Below are 18,747 nucleotides of genomic sequence, written 5' to 3'. Positions count from 1 at the left end.
CGGTGCGCGCGGCGGCTTCGCCGGTCGTCCCGGTGGCGGTGGCGGTGCGCCCGGTGGCGCTCCCGGTGGCGGTGGCGGCTTCGCCGGTCGTCCCGGTGGCGGCGGCGGTCGTCCCGGTGGTGCCGGTCGCGGCAGCACGCAGGGTGCCTTCGGTCGCGCGGGCGGTCGTCCCGTCCGTGGCCGCAAGTCGAAGCGTGCGAAGCGTCAAGAGTTCGAGCAGATGCAGGCCCCCTCGCTGGGTGGCGTGCAGGTCCCGCGCGGCAACGGCAAGACCACGATCCGCCTGCGCCACGGCTCGTCGCTCAACGACTTCGCCGACAAGATCGACGCCAACCCGGCCGCGCTGGTCACGGTGCTGTTCCACCTCGGTGAGATGGCTACCGCGACCCAGTCGCTGGACGAGGACACGTTCGGCACGCTGGCCGAGGAGCTCGGCTACATCATCGAGATGGTGTCGGCCGAGGAGGAGGACCGCGAGCTGCTCGGGGCCTTCGACATCGACCTGGACGCCGAGCTCGAGGCCGAGGGCGACGACGACCTGACGGCCCGGCCCCCCGTGGTCACCGTCATGGGTCACGTCGACCACGGAAAGACCAAGCTCCTCGACGCCATCCGTCAGACGGACGTCGTCGCGGGCGAGGCCGGCGGGATCACGCAGCACATCGGTGCCTACCAGGTGCACACCGTGCACGAGGGCATCGACCGTGCCGTCACGTTCATCGACACCCCCGGCCACGAGGCGTTCACCGCCATGCGTGCCCGTGGTGCCCAGGTGACCGACATCGCGATCCTCGTGGTCGCGGCCGACGACGGCGTGATGCCGCAGACCATCGAGGCGCTCAACCACGCCCAGGCGGCCGGCGTCCCGATCGTCGTCGCGGTCAACAAGGTGGACAAGGAGGGGGCGAACCCCTCGAAGGTCCGCCAGCAGCTCACCGAGTACAACCTGGTGGCCGAGGAGTACGGCGGCGACACGATGTTCGTCGACGTCTCCGCGAAGTCGAACACCGGCATCGACCAGCTGCTCGAGGCGGTCCTCCTCACGGCGGACGCGGCCCTCGACCTGCGGGCCAACGCCGACAAGGACGCCCGAGGCGTCGCCATCGAGGCCAACCTCGACAAGGGCCGCGGTGCCGTCGCGACGGTGCTGGTCCAGTCGGGCACGCTCGAGGTGGGCGACTCGATCGTCGCCGGTACGGCGTACGGCCGCGTCCGGGCGATGTTCGACGAGCACGGCGAGCCGGTCACGGTGGCCGGGCCGTCGCGTCCCGTCCAGGTGCTCGGCCTGACCTCGGTGCCCCGCGCCGGTGACACGTTCATCGTGGCTCCGGACGACCGCACCGCGCGTCAGATCGGCGAGAAGCGCGAGGCGGCCGAGCGTGCCGCACTCCTGGCCAAGCGTCGCAAGCGCATCAGCCTCGAGGACTTCACGCAGGCGCTGCAGCAGGGCAAGGTCGAGACCCTCAACCTGGTCCTCAAGGGCGACGTGTCGGGTGCCGTCGAGGCGCTCGAGGACGCGCTGCTCAAGATCGACGTGGGCGAGGAGGTCGAGCTGCGCGTCATCCACCGTGGGGTGGGTGCCATCACGCAGAACGACGTCAACCTGGCCACGGTCGACTCGGCCATCATCATCGGGTTCAACGTCAAGTACGCGGAGCGCGTCGAGGAGCTGGCGGACCGCGAGGGCGTCGACGTGCGCTTCTACTCGGTCATCTACCAGGCGATCGACGACGTCGAGGCGGCCCTCAAGGGCATGCTCAAGCCGGAGTACGAGGAGGTGCAGCTCGGTTCCGCCGAGGTGCGCGAGGTCTTCCGGTCGTCGAAGTTCGGCAACATCGCCGGCTCGATCGTCCGGTCGGGCCTCATCCGACGGAACACGAAGGCGCGTGTCACGCGTGGCGGCAAGATCATCGGCGACAACCTGACGATCGAGTCGCTCAAGCGGTTCAAGGACGACGCCACCGAGGTCCGCGAGGGCTTCGAGTGCGGCATCGGCCTCGGCTCGTTCAACGACGTCGAGACCGGCGACACCATCGAGACCTGGGAGATGCGCGAGAAGCCTCGCGCCTGAGCCCAGTGATCACCCACCGCGGGGCGGACGAGGATCCCCTCGTCCGCCCCGCGGTCTCTCTCCCGAAAGGACACGGCAGATGGCCGACACCGCCCGCGCCCGCAAGCTCAGTGAGCGCATCCAGCAGGTGGTCGCGCAGATGCTCGACACCCGGATCAAGGACCCGCGCCTCGGGTTCGTCACGGTCACCGACGTGCGCGTCACGGGTGACCTGCAGCACGCCGACGTCTTCTACACGGTGCTCGGCGACGACGCCGCCCGCACGGACACCGCTGCTGCGCTCGAGAGCGCGAAGGGCATCATCCGCTCGGAGGTGGGCAAGCAGACCGGCATCCGGCTGACGCCGTCCCTGGACTTCCACCTCGACGCGCTGCCCGACACGTCCGCGCAGCTCGACGCCGCGCTGCTCGAGGCCGCCCGCCGGGACCGCGAGGTCGCGGCGCTGGCCGCCCAGGCGAGCTTCGCCGGGGACTCGGACCCGTACAAGAAGGCCGACGACGACGACGCGGTGGACGACTGACGACCGACTGACGACCGGCGCAGGCACGACGACGCCCTCGAGGAGATCTCCTCGAGGGCGTCGTCGTGTGGTCAGGCGGTCTCGCGGCCCGTGCCCCGAGGCATCCACAGGAGCACCATGAGCGCGCCGAGCGCGGTGACCCCCGCCGCGACCAGCGCGGCCGGCTGGAGCCCGGCCACGTAGCCCTCGGGTGTCAGGGTGCCGTCGGCCGCCGTGAACACCGCCACCAGTGCCGCGACGCCGAGCGCCCCGCCGATCTCGCGGATCGTCGCGTTCACCGAGCTGGCGGTGCCGTGGTCGTCGGGCGCCATGTCGAACAGGACGGCGGTGGCACTCGGGGCGAAGGTCAGTCCCATGCCGACCCCGGCGAGGGCGAGCCCGGGGACCAGGTCCGCGTAGACGAGCCCGTCTGTGCTGACGATCAGCCCCTGCCAGGCGAGGCCGGCCGCCTGCAGGGCGAGCCCGGCGGTGAGCAGCGGTCGGACCCCGATGCGGGGAGCCAGCATGCCGGCGATCGGCGCGAAGATCATGGGCGCGGCCGTCCACGGCAGCGTCCGGATCCCGGCCTCGAGCGGCGTGAAGCCCATCCCGATCTGCAGGTACTGCGCGAGCAGGAACACCAGCCCGAAGACCCCGAACGAGAACGCGAGCGCGCTGCCGTTGGCCACGGCGAAGGAGCGGACGCGGAACAGGTGCAGCGGCACGAGCGGGTGGTCCGTGCGGGACTCCCGCACCAGGAACGCGCCGAGCAGCAGGACACCGACGACCAGGCCGCCGACCACCCGTGCAGAGCCCCAGCCGTCCTCGTTGCCGCGCACGATCGACCAGACCAGTGCGAGGATGCCGGACCCGGCCAGGGCGAGCCCCGCCAGGTCGAGCGGCTGACGCCGGCCGCGCGACTCCGGCAGCGCCCAGAGCACGAGCGGGATGGCCACCACCGCGACGGGGACGTTGATCCAGAAGATGGCCTCCCACGAGATGCCGTCCACGACCGCGCCGCCGATGACCGGTCCGAGCGCGACGCCCAGGCCGGAGGTGGCGCCCCAGATGCCGATCGCCATCGCTCGGCGCGCGGCGGGGACGGCGGCGGCGAGCAAGGTGAGCGACAGTGGCATGATCGCGGCGGCGCCGGCTCCCTGCACGGCCCGCGCGGCGATCAGCATCTCCGCGCTGGTGGACAGGGCGGACGCGATCGAGGCGAGCGCGAACACGACGATCCCGGCCACGAACACCCGGCGTCGGCCCCACCGGTCGCCGAGCGTCGAGGCCGCGATCATCAGGGTCGCGAAGCTGAGCGTGTACGCGTTGACCATCCACTGCAGCTGCTCGAGCGAGGCCGACAGCTCGGTGCGCAGGACGGGGAGCGCGGTCGTCATGACCAGGTTGTCGAGGGTGGCCATGAACATGGGCACGGAGGCGGCGATCAGGGCGATCGCGGTCCCGCGACGGCGTGCCACGGCGGGCGGTGCGACGGGTACCTGGGGCGGTGCCGGCAGGGTGACGGTCACGAGAGCTCCTCGTTGGCATTGATTGATTACTAACAAGCGAAACCGTAGGCATCGACTGATAACATGTCAACCATGTCTTCCGACCAGATCACTACGCTGACGGCGAAGAAGCGCATGTCGGGCGTCCAGCGGCGCGAGGAGATCCTCGTCGCGGCGCGCACGGTGTTCGCCGAGCGCGGCTACGCCGCGAGCACCGACGAGGTGGCGCGCGCGGCCGGGGTGTCGCAGCCGTACGTCGTCCGGCTCTTCGGGACCAAGCGCGAGCTGTTCCTCGAGGCCTACAAGGTGGCCAGCGCGCAGATCGTCACCGCTCTGACCGCCGTGCCCGCCGGTCCCGACGCCGCGATGCGGATGGGCGACGCGTACATCGGGCTGCTCGCGGACCGGGACCTGCTGCGGATGGTCATGCACGGCTTCATCGCCGGGGCCGACGAGGAGGTCGGCCGCGTGGCCCGGCACACGCTCGGCGAGGCGTTCCGGCTGTTCCAGGAGCGCTCCGGCGAGGACGAGCAGGCTGCCCGCGTGTTCGTCGCGCAGGGGATGCTCATCAACGTGCTGCTCGCCGTGGACGCGCCCGCCCACGTCGGCGAGGATGCCGGCATGGACGCCCTCCTGCAGTGCGTGCAGGACGACATCGCCGAGCGGGCCACGGCGTGACGCGCAGCTCGACGGACCGGCGCGACCGGCAGCAGGGCCCCCGCCGGCCGACCGCCGCCGACGGCGTCGTCGTCGTCGACAAGCCCGCCGGCTGGACGAGCCACGACGTCGTCGCCCGGATGCGCGGGCTGGCGGGGACGCGCAAGGTCGGCCACGCCGGCACGCTCGACCCGATGGCGACGGGTGTGCTGGTGGTCGGCATCGGCCGGGCGACCCGCCTGCTCACGTACGTCGTGGGGGCGGACAAGGAGTACACGGCGACGATCCGGCTGGGAGTCACCACCACCACGGACGACGCCGAGGGGGAGACCTTGGCGACGGTCGACGCCTCGCACGTGACCCAGGCGGACGTGCTGACGGGGGCGGCGGCCCTGACCGGAGCGATCCAGCAGGTGCCGAGCGCCGTCTCGGCCATCAAGGTCGACGGGCAGCGTGCCTACGCCCGGGTGCGAGCCGGCGAGGACGTGGAGCTGGCGGCGCGACCGGTGACGGTCAGCCGGTTCGACGTGCACGACGTGCGACCGGGGCGGACCGACGACGGGACGCCCGTGCTCGACGTCGACGTCACCGTGGTCGTCTCGTCGGGGACCTACGTCCGCGCGCTGGCCCGCGACCTCGGTGCCGGGCTGGGCGTCGGGGGGCACCTGACCGCCCTGCGCCGCACCCGGGTCGGCGGCTACGGCCTGGACGTGGCCCGGTCGTTGGACGAGCTGGCGGCCCTGCCGACGGACGAGCCGATCGACGTGGTCTCGCTGGCCGACTCGGCCCGCGCGACGTTCCCGGTGCGCGAGCTCACGCCGGACGAGGCCCGCGCCCTGTCGTACGGGCAGGCGATCGGCGCGATCGAGGGTGTGCCGCCGGTGACCGTCGCGGGGATCGACCCGGCCGGTGAGCTGGTCGCGCTGCTCGAGGAGCGTGGCGGCACGGTGCGTCCCGCGCTCGTGTTCGCACCCGCCCGAACGGGAGGGGACCAAATCGTTTCGAGCCCCTCCGTGCAGGGCTGACCTCGGGCTAGCCTCCGCGGAGCGTCACAGGCGCCCCGCACCGGCGTGGGAGCGCTCCTACCTAGGGAGACACCGTGGTTTCTCGCACGACGTGGCGCACAGGCGCCGCCGTCACCGCCGCCGTCGCACTCGCCCTGGTCGGCCTCGCGCCGGCAGCGGCCGACGTGCCGGTCGAGTCGTTCGAGGACGGCCCGGGTGCCTGGGTGGCCTACGGCCACGACGGGACGATCGACACCAGCAGCGGCGCCCTCTGCGTCGACGTCCCGGCGGGCTCGGCCCAGTACGGGGTCGGAGTCCTGCTCAACGGCGTCGCCGTCGACGAGGGCTCGACCTACACGCTGGCCTTCTCGGCGTCCGCGACGGCTGACGTCAGCATCCGGGCGCTGGTCGGGCAGAACGGAGCGCCCTACGGCACCGTGCTCGACGCCAGCCCCGCGCTCACGTCCGATCTCGCCGAGCTCTCGTACGAGTTCACCGCCGGCGCCACCTACCCGGCCACCGGGAGCCCGGACGACCCCGAGGGGCAGATCGCGTTCCAGCTGGGCGGCTTCAGCCCGGACGCCTGGACGTTCTGCGTGGATGACGTCTCGCTCTCCTCCGGTTCCGAGCTGCTGCCGCACACGTCGTTCGCGGAGGCCCTCGGCCCCTGGGGCCTGTACGGCGGCTCCGACCCGGTGTTCGCCGACGGGAGCGTCTGCACCTCGCTGCCCGGCGGGCAGAGCAACCCGTGGGACGCCGGCCTCGCGTTCACCGGGCTGCCCATCGAGGCGGGGCAGAACTACGTGCTCACCTTCACGGCCAGCGCGACGCCGGACACCCCGGTGCGGGTCATCGTGGGCGAGGGCGGCGGTGCGTACCGGACCACGTTCGAGCAGTCCGCCGCCCCGCTGTCGAGCGAGCTGACCACCTTCACGTACCCGTTCACCGCGAACCTCAGCTTCCCCGCCGACGGCACGGCGCCCGGCCAGGTGGCCTTCCACCTGGGCAAGACGGGCGCGTACGACTTCTGCATCGCGGACGTCTCCCTGCGCACCACCGCGAGCCCGCCGCCGCCCTACGAGCCCGAGACCGGGCCGCGCGTGCGGGTCAACCAGGTCGGCTACGTGCCGGACGGCCCGAAGCGGGCGACCCTCGTCACCGACGCGGCGGAGCCGCTCACGTGGGAGCTCCTCGACGGGGCCGGGGCCGCGGTCGCCACCGGCACCTCGGTCCCGGCGGGGACGGACGCGTCGACCGCCGTGGGCGTCCACGTCATCGACTTCACGGACGTCACGACCCCCGGGGCCGGCTACACGCTGGTCGCGGACGGCCAGACGAGCCGGCCGTTCGACATCGACGCGGACCTGTACCAACAGCTGCGCCAGGACGCGCTGGACTACTTCTACCTGGCGCGCTCCGGGACCCCGATCGAGGCAGCGATCGTCGGCGAGGAGTACGCCCGCGTAGCCGGCCACGTCGGTGTCGCACCCAATCAGGGCGACACCGCGGTGCCGTGCATCGGGCCGCGCGACTACTACGACAGCTCGACCTGCGACTACACGCTCGACGTCTCGGGCGGGTGGTACGACGCCGGTGACCACGGCAAGTACGTGGTCAACGGTGGGATCTCCGTGGCACAGCTGCTCGGCACCTACGAGCGGACGCTCACGGCGCCGTCGGCCACCGCTGGGGCGCTCGGCGACGGCACCCTCGACCTGCCCGAGCACGGCAACGACGTGCCGGACGTGCTGGACGAGGCGCGCTGGGAGCTCGAGTGGATGCAGAAGATGGTCGCGCCGTCGGGGGAGTACGCCGGCATGGTGCACCACAAGATCCACGACGAGGGCTGGACCGGCCTGCAGCTCCTGCCCGCGGCCGACCCGCAGAAGCGGTCGCTGGCGCGTCCGTCGACGGCGGCGACGCTGAACGTCGCGGCCGTGGCGGCGCAGGGTGCCCGGCTGTTCCGCGAGCACGACCCGGCCTTCGCCGACTCCCTGCTGGCGACGGCCCGGTCCACCTGGGCCGCGGCGGTCGCGCACCCGGCGGTGTACGCGCCCGGGGCTGCGGGTGCCGACGGTGGTGGTGCGTACGACGACAGCACCGTGACCGACGAGTTCTACTGGGCCGCCGCCGAGCTGTTCCTCACCACCGGCGAGGACGCGTTCGAGCAGTTCGTCCTGACCAGCCCGCAGCACACCGCGGACGTCTTCACGGCCGACGGGTTCAGCTGGGGCAGCGTCGCGGCGCTCGGGCGACTCGACCTGGCCACGGTGCCCAGCGACCTGCCGGGGCTCGACACGGTGCGGGCCTCGGTGGTCGCCGGGGCGGACGGGTACGTGGCCAGCCAGGCCGAGCACGCGTTCGGCTCCGTCTACTCGCCGGCCAGCGGTGTGTACGCCTGGGGCTCGAGCTCCTCCGTGGCCAACAACCTGGTCGTCCTCGGGGTCGCGTACGACCTCACCGGCGACCTCACGTACAGCCACGCGGTGCTCGAGGGCATGGACTACCTGCTGGGCCGCAACGGCCTCAACCAGTCGTACGTGACGGGCTGGGGCGAGGTCGCGTCCCACCGCCAGCACAGCCGCTGGTTCGCGAACTCCCTCGACCCGGCCCTGCCGGAGCCCCCGCCGGGATCCCTGGCAGGCGGTCCCAACTCGCAGGCCGGGACCTGGGACCCGACGATGCAGGCGACGTTCACCCAGGGCTGCGCACCGTCGATGTGCTACCTCGACACCATCTCGTCCTGGGCGTCCAACGAGATCACCGTCAACTGGAACTCGGCGCTGTCCTGGGTGGCGTCGTTCGTCGCCGACCAGGGCTCCGGGGCTCCCGCGCTCGTCGCTCCGGTCGTGACGCAGCAGCCGATGTCCGTGACGGCGGCATTCGGCTCGACGGCCACGTTCACCGCGGCCGCCTCCGGGACCCCCGAGCCGACCGTCCAGTGGCAGGTCCAGCAGGCCGGCCCCTGGTACGACGTGGTCGGCGCGACGGGCACGACGCTCGAGGTGGTCGTCAGCGCCGGTGCGCGGTACCGCGCGGTGTTCACCAACGCGGCCCGCTCGGCCACGACGCAGGAGGCGACGCTGACCGTGGCGCCGTCGGCCCCGGTCGTGACCCGGCACCCCGCACCGGTCCGCGCCAAGCTCGGGTCCACCGTGACGTTCGCCGCGGCGGCCACCGGCCACCCCGCGCCGACCGTCCGGTGGCAGGTGCGCTGGTGCGGCAGCCCGTGGGTCACAGTCCCGGGTGCGACGAGCAACACGCTCACGTTCCGGGCCACCCTGCTAGGCCTCGGCACCGAGTACCGCGCGGTGTTCAGCAACCCCGCCGGCACGACCGCGACGCGGCCCGCCGCGCTCACCCTCGGACTGCCGGGCGGGCGCTGGATCACCCCGTAGCACCGGCACCCGCCCCCCGGCGCGCACCGCGATGGCGTGCGCCGGGGGGCCGGGGTGGCAGGCTTGTCCGTCGAGCCCTCGATCGCACGAGGGGCACGGACGACGAGGAGCAGGTGTGCAGGTCTGGAGGGAGCTGTCCGAGGTGCCCGCGGACTTCGGTCCGTCGGTGGTGACCATCGGCAACTTCGACGGCGTGCACCGCGGCCACGTCAGCGTCCTGCGTCGGATGTGCGCCGACGCCGCGGCCGTCGGTGCGCACGCCGTCGCGGTGACCTTCAGCCCGCACCCGCAGCAGGTCCACCGCCCCGACACCGCCCCTCCGCTGCTGACCGGCGACGACGACCGCCTCGAGCTGCTGGCGCAGACCGGTCTGGATGCGGTGCTGCTGCTCGAGTACACCCTCGAGTTCGCGCGCCAGACGCCGCAGGAGTTCGTCCGCCGCTATCTGGTGGACGTGCTGCACGTCCGGACGGTCGTGGTCGGACGGGACGTGCGGTTCGGCTGGAACAACTCCGGCGACCTGTCGACCATGGTCGAGCTCGGGCGGGAGCACGGGTTCGACGTGGAGGTCATCGAGGACGTCACGCCGGCCGCGTCCGCCGACCCAGGCAGCGCCGAGGACCTCGCCGCCGACCCTCTGCGCCGCCGGTGGTCGTCCACCTGGGTGCGCGAGCTGCTCGAGGCCGGAGACGTGGTGCAGGCCGCCCGGGTGCTCGGCCGTCCGCACCGGGTCCGTGGCGTCGTCGTGCACGGGGACGCCCGCGGCCGCGAGCTCGGCTACCCGACCGCCAACCTGGGTCAGGACCCCGCAGGAACCGGGGGGATGGTCCCCTCGGACGGCGTCTACGCGGGCTGGCTGCGCCGGGTGCGCGGGGCGGACGGCAAGGACGTGGCGCCGACGGACGTGGACAGGGTGCTGCCCGCGGCCGTCTCCATCGGGACCAACCCGACGTTCGACGGCGTGCAGCGCCGCGTCGAGGCGTACGTGCTGGACCGGACGGACCTCGACCTGTACGGCGAGGTCGTCGTGCTGGAGCTGGTCGAGCGGCTCCGGCCGACCCTGCGGTTCGACTCCGTCGACGAGCTGCTGGTCCAGATGCACGACGACGTCGCACGGGTCGCGCAGATCCTCGACGGGGGAGCGAGCCCGCAGGCCGGTGCGGGGGACGCGCCAGCAGCCTGATAGTCTATGGGCGCCGTACGAACGGCCGCGGACCGAGAGAGCCCGGGTGGACATGCCCCGGCGCACCGCGCAACGAGACAACCTGGAGAACCGTGCCGCTCGAAAGTGCCGTCAAGCAGTCCATCATGACCGAACACGCCACCCACGAGGGTGACACCGGTTCCCCCGAGGTCCAGATCGCGATGCTCACGCAGCGCATCAAGGACCTCACGGAGCACCTCAAGACCCACAAGCACGACCACCACAGCCGCCGTGGCCTCCTGCTTCTCGTCGGCAAGCGTCGTCGCCTGCTCGGCTACCTCCAGAAGGTCGACATCAACCGCTACCGCGCGCTCATCGAGAAGCTCGGTCTGCGCCGATAACGCCTCGCACCAGCCCGGACCCGCTCAGGGTCCGGGCTGGTGCCGCGTCGGGCCCGTCCTGGGCTCACACAGCACCACCAGCACCACCAGCACGATCGCACCACCACACCGCGTCGGTCCGCTCGGTCCGGTCCTCGGTAGTGGCTTCCGGAAGCTCCGCAAGGGGAGTCCGGTGGCCTCGATCGAAGATCGCTCGCGGACGGCCGGCGCCTTCACCAAAGAGGAGGGCACCCGTGGAGGGTCCCGAGATCCAGTTCGCTGAGGCACTGATCGACAACGGTCGCTTCGGCACCCGCACCGTCCGCTTCGAGACCGGCCGCATCGCCAAGCAGGCCGCCGGTGCCGCCGTCGCCTACCTGGACGGCGAGACGACGCTGCTCGCCGCCACCACGGCCGGCAAGCACCCGAAGGAGCAGTTCGACTTCTTCCCGCTGACGATCGACGTCGAGGAGCGGTCGTACGCGGCCGGCAAGATCCCCGGCTCGTTCTTCCGCCGTGAGGGTCGCCCCAGCACCGAGGCCATCCTCGCGTGCCGCCTGATCGACCGCCCGCTGCGCCCCCTGTTCGTCAAGGGCCTGCGCAACGAGGTCCAGGTCGTCATCACCGTCCTGTCGATCCACCCGGACGACTCGTACGACACCCTCGCCATCAACGCCGCGTCGATCTCCACGCAGCTGTCCGGCCTGCCGTTCTCGGGCCCCGTCGCCGGTGTGCGCATCGCGCTCATCGACAACCAGTGGGTCGCGTTCCCGCGGTACTCCGAGCGCGAGCGCGCCACGTTCGACATGGTCGTCGCCGGCCGGGTCGTGGGAGATGACGTCGCGATCGCGATGATCGAGGCCGAGGCGCCCGAGAAGTCCTGGAACCTCATCAAGTTCGAGGGTGGCACCGCCCCCACGGAGGAGATCGTGTCCCAGGGCATCGAGGCGGCCAAGCCGTTCATCAAGGTGCTCGTCCAGGCCCAGCAGGAGCTGGCGTCGAAGGCCGCCAAGGAGACCCAGGTCTTCCCGACGTTCCCCGACTACCAGGACGACGCGTACGCGGCCGTCGAGGGCGCCTCGACGCAGTCGCTCAGCGACGCGCTGAGCATCGCGGACAAGCAGACCCGTGAGAACCGCCTCGACGAGATCAAGGCCGAGGTCGTCGCGCAGCTCTCCGCGCAGTTCGAGGGTCGCGAGAAGGAGCTCTCCGCCGCGTACCGCTCGGTGCAGAAGAAGCTCATCCGCCAGCGCATCCTCACGGACGGCTTCCGCATCGACGGCCGTGGCCTGCGGGACATCCGCACGCTCTCGGCCGAGGTCGAGGTCCTGCCCCGCGTGCACGGCTCGGCCATCTTCGAGCGCGGCGAGACCCAGATCCTCGGTGTCACCACGCTGAACATGCTCCGCATGGAGCAGCAGCTCGACACGCTCTCCCCGGAGACGCGCAAGCGCTACATGCACAACTACAACTTCCCGCCCTACTCCACGGGCGAGACGGGTCGCGTCGGTTCCCCGAAGCGTCGCGAGATCGGCCACGGGGCGCTCGCCGAGCGTGCGCTCATGCCGGTCCTGCCCAGCCGCGAGGAGTTCCCGTACGCCATCCGCCAGGTCTCCGAGGCGCTGAGCTCCAACGGCTCCACGTCCATGGGCTCGGTCTGCGCGTCCACCCTGTCGCTGCTCAACGCCGGTGTGCCGCTGCGCGCCCCGGTCGCCGGCATCGCGATGGGCCTCGTCTCCGACACGGTGGACGGCGAGACCCGCTATGCGGCGCTCACCGACATCCTCGGTGCCGAGGACGCGTTCGGTGACATGGACTTCAAGGTCGCCGGTACCCGCGAGTTCGTCACGGCCATCCAGCTCGACACCAAGCTCGAGGGCATCCCCGCCTCGGTCCTGGCCGGCGCGCTGACGCAGGCCAAGGAGGCTCGCCTGGCGATCCTCGACGTCATCGCCGAGGCGATCGACGTGCCGGACGAGATGAGCCCGTTCGCTCCTCGCGTCATCACGGTGAAGGTGCCGGTCGACAAGATCGGCGAGGTCATCGGGCCGAAGGGCAAGATGATCAACCAGATCCAGGAGGAGACCGGCGCCGACATCTCGATCGAGGACGACGGCACGGTCTACATCGGCGCCACCGACGGTCCGTCGGCGGAGGCCGCGCGGGCGGCGATCAACGCGATCGCCAACCCGCACATGCCCGAGATCGGGGAGCGCTTCGTCGGCACGGTCGTCAAGACCACGACGTTCGGTGCGTTCATCTCGCTCTCCCCGGGCAAGGACGGTCTGCTGCACATCTCGCAGATCCGCAAGCTCGTCGGTGGTCGTCGCGTCGAGAACGTCGAGGACGTCCTGGCCGTGGGCCAGAAGGTCCAGGTCGAGATCGGCGAGATCGACCCGCGCGGCAAGCTGTCCCTGCACGCCGTGATCGAAGAGGGTGCCGAGGGTACCGAGCAGGCCGACGCCGCTTCCGAGCCGGTCGACGCCTGACGATGCCGTTGGACCTCCCGCTCGTCCGCCCGGGTCAGCCCGGGGCCGAGCAGTCCGTCGGGCAGGACGGCGACGCGATCGTGCGTCGTTCCGTCCTGCCCGGCGGGGTCCGCGTGCTCACGGAGCACATGCCGGGCCTGCGCTCGGCGACCGTGGGCGCGTGGGTGGGGGTCGGCTCGCGCGACGAGTCCGACGGGCACCACGGCTCGACGCACTTCCTCGAGCACCTGCTGTTCAAGGGCACCGCACGCCGGACCGCGATGGACATCGCGGAGGCGTTCGACGCCGTCGGTGGTGAGGCCAACGCCGCCACCGGCAAGGAGCACACCTGCTACTACGCACGGGTGCTCGACACGGACCTGCCGATGGCGGTCGACGTCATCACGGACATGGTCACCTCCGCGCGCCTGGACACCGACGAGCTCGAGACCGAGCGCGGGGTGATCCTCGAAGAGCTCGCGATGAACGACGACGACCCCAGCGACGTCGTCCACGAGCAGTTCGCCGCCGCGGTGCTGGGCGGCCACGCACTGGGCCGCCCCATCGGCGGCACCCCCGAGACCATCCGTGCGGTCCCGCGCGACGCGGTCTGGGAGCACTACCGCGAGCACTACCGCCCCTCGACGCTGGTCGTCACGGCCGCCGGGGGAGTCGACCACGACGTGCTGTGCGCGCAGGTCGAGAAGGCACTGACGACCGGCGGCTGGCCGCTGGACGCCGGTGCCGAGCCGCGCAGCCGGCGCGTCCTCACCGACGTCGCGATGCCGGCTGGGCACGACGGCATCCCGGCGGAGGGCGTCGAGCTGACGATCCGGCGGCAGACCGAGCAGGCCAACGTGCTCATCGGCGGCACGTCGCTCACCGCGACGGACCCCCGGCGGTTCACCCTGTCGGTGCTCAACGCGGTCCTCGGCGGCGGCATGTCCTCGCGGCTGTTCCAGGAGATCCGCGAGCGGCGCGGCCTGGCCTACTCGACGTACTCCTTCGCCTCCGGGCACGCCGACACCGGCGTCTTCGGCCTCTACGCCGGCTGCACCCCGGGCAAGGTCGACGAGGTCGTCGCCCTGATGGTCGCGGAGTGGGAGCGCATGGCGGACGCGCCGATCACCCAGGCGGAGCTGCAGCGCTCCATGGGCCAGCTGGCCGGCGGCCTGGTGCTCGGCATGGAGGACTCGGGCTCCCGCATGAGCCGGCTGGGCAAGTCGGAGCTGGTGCACGGGTCGCTGCTGAGCATCGACGAGTCGCTGGAGATGATCCGCGCCGTCACCGTCCAGGACGTGCAGGACCTGGCCGCGGAGCTGGCGTCACGCCCGCGCTCGGTCGTCCGCGTCGGTCCCTTCGGCGACTGAGACCGGCAGGCCCGTCGGGACCGGCCTGCGGGGTGCGGTGAGCCAGGCGATCCCCCGCGCGGTCGGCACGAGGGCCAGGGCGCACGCGACGGCGAAGAACGGCAGGTAGGCCGCCGGCCGCCACAGCAGAGACAGCCCGGTCATCAGCAGCAGCCCGAGCAGCACCGCGACCGTGCTCGTGCGCCCGCCGCCCGACGCAGCGAGCGCCGCGAGGGTGATGAGGACGAACGGCAGGCCCGACTCCGTCAGGGCGTACCCCACGCCGAGCGTCGACGAGCTGAGCGCGACCGCGACGACCCCCAGGGTGACCAGCGGGATGGCGACGAGTGCGCCCGCCTCCAGGAGCGGGACCAGGGGCGGCGCGGTCGACGGCGGCGCGAAGCGGCGCGCGAGCCACGACGTGGTCAGCAGGGCGCCGCCGACGACGACGGGGCCGCTCACGCCCCACCACCAGGACGGGCCGAACGCCGGCACGTCCGAGTCGATGAGCCCGATGGGTCCTGCCCAGACGAGACCCGGGCCCGTGCCGAAGGACCAGACAGTCGACATCACCACGAGCGTGGTCCCGAGCGCCAGCGGTGCGTGCGCCGCGCGCGACCCGGTCGAGACGAGCCTGCGCGTCGCGGCCCACACGAGCACCAGCCACCCGAGGAGCTCCTGCGGCCACCGCCACGCGTACCACCAGAACGCGTCGGGCATCCCGGGGAGCAGTCCCCACGCGACGGCCAGCTCGGACTCGCGGGCGCGGACGGCGAGCACCCCGAAAGCCGTCAGCCCGAGCGCGACGAGCACGGCGGCGCCGACCTGGAGCAGGAGGCCGGAGCGCTGTCGGGTCACTCCAGTCACATCGGGAGACAGGTGGCCCGGCGTGAGCGGTCCGGGTCCTCCCGCCGACGAGCCCGGAGCGCGATGATGAGGCATGGCCCCCGACCAGGTCGTCTACCACCGCTACCCGGCCCCGCCCGGCGCCCACGGCATCGTCGAGCATCTGTGGGTGGTGCGCGTGCCCGAGGGGTTCGTCGAGCGGGAGGTCCTGCTGCCCGACGGGCACGGGCTGGTCACGGTGGCGGTCGGGACGCCGGGGGTGCACATCGATCCGCGCACGCTGGCGCGCACCGTCGACGGCAGCAGCGTCCGCGGGCTGGCCGACCGGGCGTTCGTCCGCGAGCAGGCGGGTCCGGTGGTCCGGCTCGGCGCGCAGCTGGACCCCGTCGCGCTCGCCCGGATGGGGGTCGGCGCGCCCCGCCACGACCCGGTCCCCCTGGCGTCCGTGGTGGGCGAGGGCGTCGAGCAGGAGTGCGCGACCGCGCTGGAGCAGGGCCGGGACGCGGACGCCGCCGCGGTGCTCGGCTCGGCGCTCGCCGCGCACGCGGTGCCGGTGCAGGTGGGCTCGCCGCTGGAGTCGCTGGCGCCGGTGCTGCGCGGCGTGATCGAGCAGCGAGGACTGGTGCGGGCCGCCGACCTGGCCAGGCACGCCGACCTGGCGGTCGCGGTGCTGTACCGGGAGGTCGTGGAGACCCTCGGCATCACCCCGGAGGCGTTCCTGGCCGCCGTCCGGTTCTCGGCGTTCGTGCGCGACGCCGTCGGTCCCGGCCCTGTGCGTCCGGGCGACGCACTGGCGGTGCTGCAGTGGTACCTGCGCGCCGGCTACCCGCCGCGGGAGGTCGAGAGGTTCACCGGGCTCAGTCACGTCGAGCTGCGGCGGCTGGAGGAGGGGATCGCGTCGGCGCTCGGCGTCGTCGCCGGACGTTAGGGTCTTACCTCGTGAGCGAGCGCATCAGGGTGGCCGTGCTGGGTGCGGCGGGACGCATGGGTGCCACCGTCGTCCGGGCCGTCGAGAGCGCCCCTGACCTGGAGCTCGTCGCCGCCGTGGACGCGGACGGGGACCTGTCCGCCGTTGTCGACGCCGGCGCGCAGGTTGCGGTGGACTTCACCGTCCCCGCGGTCACGGAGGGCAACGTGCACGCCCTCGTCGACGCCGGGGTCCACCTCGTCGTCGGCACCACCGGCTGGGACGACGAGTCGCTGGCCCGGGTGCACGACCACCTCGCGGACCGGCCGGGCGTCGGCGTGCTGATCGCCCCCAACTTCGCGCTCGGTGCGGTCCTCGCCATGGCGTTCGCCGCGAAGGCCGCTCGTTGGTTCGAGTCCGCCGAGGTGATCGAGCTGCACCACCCGGACAAGGTCGACGCCCCCTCCGGCACCGCGCGGCACACCGCGGCCGCGATCGCGGCCGCCCGCGCCGCCGCCGGGCGCGGACCCGTCCCGGACGCCACGACCCAGTCCCTCGACGGAGCCCGCGGGGCCGACGTGGACGGCGTTCGCGTGCACGCGGTGCGCCTGCGCGGGCTGGTGGCGCACGAGGAGATCCTGCTGGGCAACGCCGGTGAGCAGCTGACCATCCGGCACGACTCGTTCGACCGCGTGAGCTTCATGCCCGGCGTCCTGCTGGCCGTGCGTCAGGTGGGCTCCCGTCCCGGCCTGACGGTCGGGCTCGAGCACCTGCTCGGCCTGGCGTGACCGTGGCCACGCGTTCAAGCCGCCTCCGCTGGACGTCCCTGGCCGGCGCCGTCGCCCTCACCGGCCTGCTCGGTCTGTACGTCTGGGTCGTCGCCACGCGGGCGACCGCTCTCGTCCGCACCGGCGAACCCGCGGGCGTCGTGCTCGGGCTCGGGTTCTGGATCCTGCCGCCGCTGGTGATCTGGCTGGTCGCACGCGAGTGGCGGCTGGCCGTGGACGTGCAGCGGATGGCCGACGAGCTCGCGGCCGCCGACGAGCTGCCCGTCGACGACCTGCCCCGCTCGCCCGGCGGTCGCATCGACCGCGCCGCGGCGCGCGCGGCGTTCGAGCCCGCGCGCGAGCTGGCCGAGGCCGAGCCCGACGACTGGCGGTCCTGGTACCACCTCGCGTTCGCGTACGACGCGGCGGGGGACCGGCGGCGGGCGCGAGAGTCGCTGCGCACCGCCAGCCGGCTGCACCGCTCCTAGCAGCTAGATCGAGGCCGACCAGCGGTGCTCGGTCACGGTCCGGGTGGAGCCGTCGGGCATCCGCCCGGAGACCAGCTCGCGTACGGCGTCGTCGGGACCGAGGCCCGCGGAGGCCAGGAACTGCGCGCGGGCGTCGTCCCCGTCGAGCACCCACGTGTGGACCTGGTCGGCGCCGTCCTCGCGCAGGGTGTCGACCGCGGCCGCGAGGAGCCGGGAGCCGTGGCCCACCCGCTGGTGCGCGGGTTCCACCTCGAGCGCGAGGATCGCTCCGCCGGGGGCGTCGAACGGGCGGTCCTCCGCGGCCGGCACGGGGGCCACCGAGACGACGCCCACCACCGTGGGGCCGTCGCACGCCACCAGCACCCGGTAGCCCGCACCGGGCGGGGCCGTCACGGCCGACGCCCACTGCGCCTCGATGGCCGCCGCGTCGAGCTGGTCGAGCGCACCCTCGCCGAGGACCTCGGCGTGGGACACCCGCCAGGCGTCCACCTGGATCCGGGCGATGGCGTGCTCGTCGCCGCGGACCGCGGGGCGGACGGAGACGTCGGCGTTCTCGCTGAACAGGGCCATCACAGGACGCCCACCGGGTCGTGGCGGTCGTCCGTGACCTTGGGCGGGTTGGGCACGGGCCCGCGACCGGTGGTGTCGACGACGGGTGCCTGCTTGGGCGGGTGCTTGGCGGAGATCTTGTCGATCCAGGCGAGGGCCATCGCGGACACGATGAACGCGAGGTGGATGACGGTCTGCCAGAGCAGCTCGTCGAACCCGGTCTCCCTGGCCAGGATGTCCTTCGCCTCGATGAAGCTCTTGAGCAGGTGGATCGAGGAGATGCCGATGATCGACATCGCCAGCTTGGTCTTGAGCACGTTGGCGTTGACGTGCGAGAGCCACTCGGGCTGGTCGGGGTGGTCGTCGAGCTTGATCCGGGACACGAACGTCTCGTAGCCGCCCACGATCACCATGATCAGCAGGTTCGCGATCATCACGACGTCGACCAGGCCGAGCACGGCGAGCATGATCGCGGACTCGGTCATGCCGCCGTGGAGGAACACCTCCGAGAAGATGTGCCCCAGCTCGGCCATGAACTCCCAGACGTAGATCGCCTGCGCGACGATCAGCCCGAGGTAGAGCGGGACCTGCAGCCAGCGCGACAGGAAGATGAGCGAGCCGAGGGAGCTGCGCTGGGCGGGAGTGGCCACGGGGTCCTTCCGGGACGTGAGGGTGCCGGGCGCACGAGGGCGGCCCGGCGGGGCGGTTCGGA

General features: G+C 72.5%; 16 protein-coding genes. 12 read left to right on the top strand and 4 right to left on the bottom strand.

Annotated features, from left to right (window positions below):
* Both infB and rbfA read left to right on the top strand, forming a co-directional pair.
* On the top strand, positions 1-2,071 hold a 2,071-nt coding region (gene infB, locus RYN42_RS09660; RefSeq protein ID WP_315095564.1), incomplete at its 5' end, for a translation initiation factor IF-2.
* Between the two features lie 79 nt (positions 2,072-2,150).
* Positions 2,151-2,591, top strand: a complete 441-nt coding sequence (gene rbfA, locus RYN42_RS09655; RefSeq protein ID WP_315095563.1) for a 30S ribosome-binding factor RbfA — start codon at positions 2,151-2,153, stop codon at positions 2,589-2,591.
* A gap of 71 nt (positions 2,592-2,662) precedes the next feature.
* Here the strand turns inward: rbfA and RYN42_RS09650 are convergent, their stop codons facing one another.
* Positions 2,663-4,099, bottom strand: coding sequence for an MFS transporter (locus tag RYN42_RS09650; RefSeq protein WP_315095562.1), 1,437 nt, complete (start codon positions 4,097-4,099; stop codon positions 2,663-2,665).
* Positions 4,100-4,171: 72 nt separating this feature from the next.
* Here RYN42_RS09650 and RYN42_RS09645 point away from each other — a divergent pair, with 72 nt between their 5' ends.
* The 7 genes from RYN42_RS09645 to RYN42_RS09615 all read left to right on the top strand — a co-directional run bounded on the left by RYN42_RS09645 (position 4,172) and on the right by RYN42_RS09615 (position 14,499).
* Entirely contained in the window at positions 4,172-4,756 is a 585-nt protein-coding gene (locus RYN42_RS09645; RefSeq protein WP_315095561.1) for a helix-turn-helix domain-containing protein, read from the top strand.
* Complete coding sequence (gene truB / locus RYN42_RS09640) at positions 4,753-5,760, top strand: tRNA pseudouridine(55) synthase TruB (protein ID WP_315095560.1); 1,008 nt, start codon at positions 4,753-4,755, stop codon at positions 5,758-5,760. Before RYN42_RS09645 ends, truB begins: the two co-directional genes overlap by 4 nt.
* A 74-nt stretch (positions 5,761-5,834) precedes the next feature.
* Positions 5,835-9,137 (top strand): glycoside hydrolase family 9 protein, encoded by a 3,303-nt coding sequence (locus tag RYN42_RS09635; RefSeq protein ID WP_315095559.1) that lies wholly within the window; start codon positions 5,835-5,837, stop codon positions 9,135-9,137.
* A 115-nt stretch (positions 9,138-9,252) separates the two neighbouring features.
* Complete coding sequence (locus tag RYN42_RS09630; protein ID WP_315095558.1) at positions 9,253-10,320, top strand: bifunctional riboflavin kinase/FAD synthetase; 1,068 nt, start codon at positions 9,253-9,255, stop codon at positions 10,318-10,320.
* Between the two features lie 92 nt (positions 10,321-10,412).
* Entirely contained in the window at positions 10,413-10,682 is a 270-nt protein-coding gene (gene rpsO / locus RYN42_RS09625; protein ID WP_315095557.1) for a 30S ribosomal protein S15, read from the top strand.
* Between the two features lie 233 nt (positions 10,683-10,915).
* Positions 10,916-13,150 carry a polyribonucleotide nucleotidyltransferase gene (locus tag RYN42_RS09620; protein WP_315095556.1) on the top strand — a complete coding sequence of 745 codons (2,235 nt, stop codon included), beginning with the start codon at positions 10,916-10,918 and terminating at the stop codon, positions 13,148-13,150.
* A 2-nt stretch (positions 13,151-13,152) separates the two neighbouring features.
* Positions 13,153-14,499, top strand: coding sequence for a pitrilysin family protein (locus tag RYN42_RS09615; protein WP_315095555.1), 1,347 nt, complete (start codon positions 13,153-13,155; stop codon positions 14,497-14,499).
* Here RYN42_RS09615 and RYN42_RS09610 read toward each other — a convergent pair.
* Positions 14,455-15,336, bottom strand: coding sequence for a hypothetical protein (locus tag RYN42_RS09610; RefSeq protein WP_315095554.1), 882 nt, complete (start codon positions 15,334-15,336; stop codon positions 14,455-14,457). The two genes, RYN42_RS09615 and RYN42_RS09610, sit on opposite strands and share 45 nt — an antisense overlap.
* Positions 15,337-15,418: 82 nt before the next feature.
* Between RYN42_RS09610 and RYN42_RS09605 the strand changes: the two genes are divergently transcribed.
* From RYN42_RS09605 to RYN42_RS09595, 3 genes are read left to right on the top strand one after another with little or no spacing between them, the layout of a single operon-like run.
* Positions 15,419-16,252: a hypothetical protein gene (locus tag RYN42_RS09605; protein ID WP_315095553.1), complete on the top strand. Its 834-nt coding sequence runs from the start codon at positions 15,419-15,421 to the stop codon at positions 16,250-16,252.
* 11 nt (positions 16,253-16,263) lie between these two features.
* Complete coding sequence (gene dapB, locus RYN42_RS09600; protein WP_315095552.1) at positions 16,264-17,019, top strand: 4-hydroxy-tetrahydrodipicolinate reductase; 756 nt, start codon at positions 16,264-16,266, stop codon at positions 17,017-17,019.
* 2 nt (positions 17,020-17,021) lie between these two features.
* Positions 17,022-17,486, top strand: a complete 465-nt coding sequence (locus tag RYN42_RS09595; RefSeq protein WP_315095565.1) for a tetratricopeptide repeat protein — start codon at positions 17,022-17,024, stop codon at positions 17,484-17,486.
* Positions 17,487-17,489: 3 nt separating this feature from the next.
* On the opposite strand, the gene RYN42_RS09590 is transcribed toward RYN42_RS09595, so the two are convergent.
* Together RYN42_RS09590 and RYN42_RS09585 are read right to left on the bottom strand one after the other, a co-directional pair.
* Positions 17,490-18,056 carry a GNAT family N-acetyltransferase gene (locus RYN42_RS09590; protein ID WP_315095551.1) on the bottom strand — a complete coding sequence of 189 codons (567 nt, stop codon included), beginning with the start codon at positions 18,054-18,056 and terminating at the stop codon, positions 17,490-17,492.
* Positions 18,056-18,685 (bottom strand): TIGR00645 family protein, encoded by a 630-nt coding sequence (locus RYN42_RS09585; RefSeq protein ID WP_315095550.1) that lies wholly within the window; start codon positions 18,683-18,685, stop codon positions 18,056-18,058. The genes RYN42_RS09590 and RYN42_RS09585 overlap by 1 nt, the downstream gene beginning before the upstream one ends.
* Between the last annotated feature and the right edge of the window lie 62 nt (positions 18,686-18,747).

Origin of the sequence: uncultured Cellulomonas sp. (assembly GCF_963527515.1) — a bacterium.
GTDB lineage: Bacteria > Actinomycetota > Actinomycetes > Actinomycetales > Cellulomonadaceae > Cellulomonas.
The sequence above is the reverse complement of the archived record's forward strand: the minus strand, read 5'-3'. Positions and strand labels throughout refer to the sequence as shown.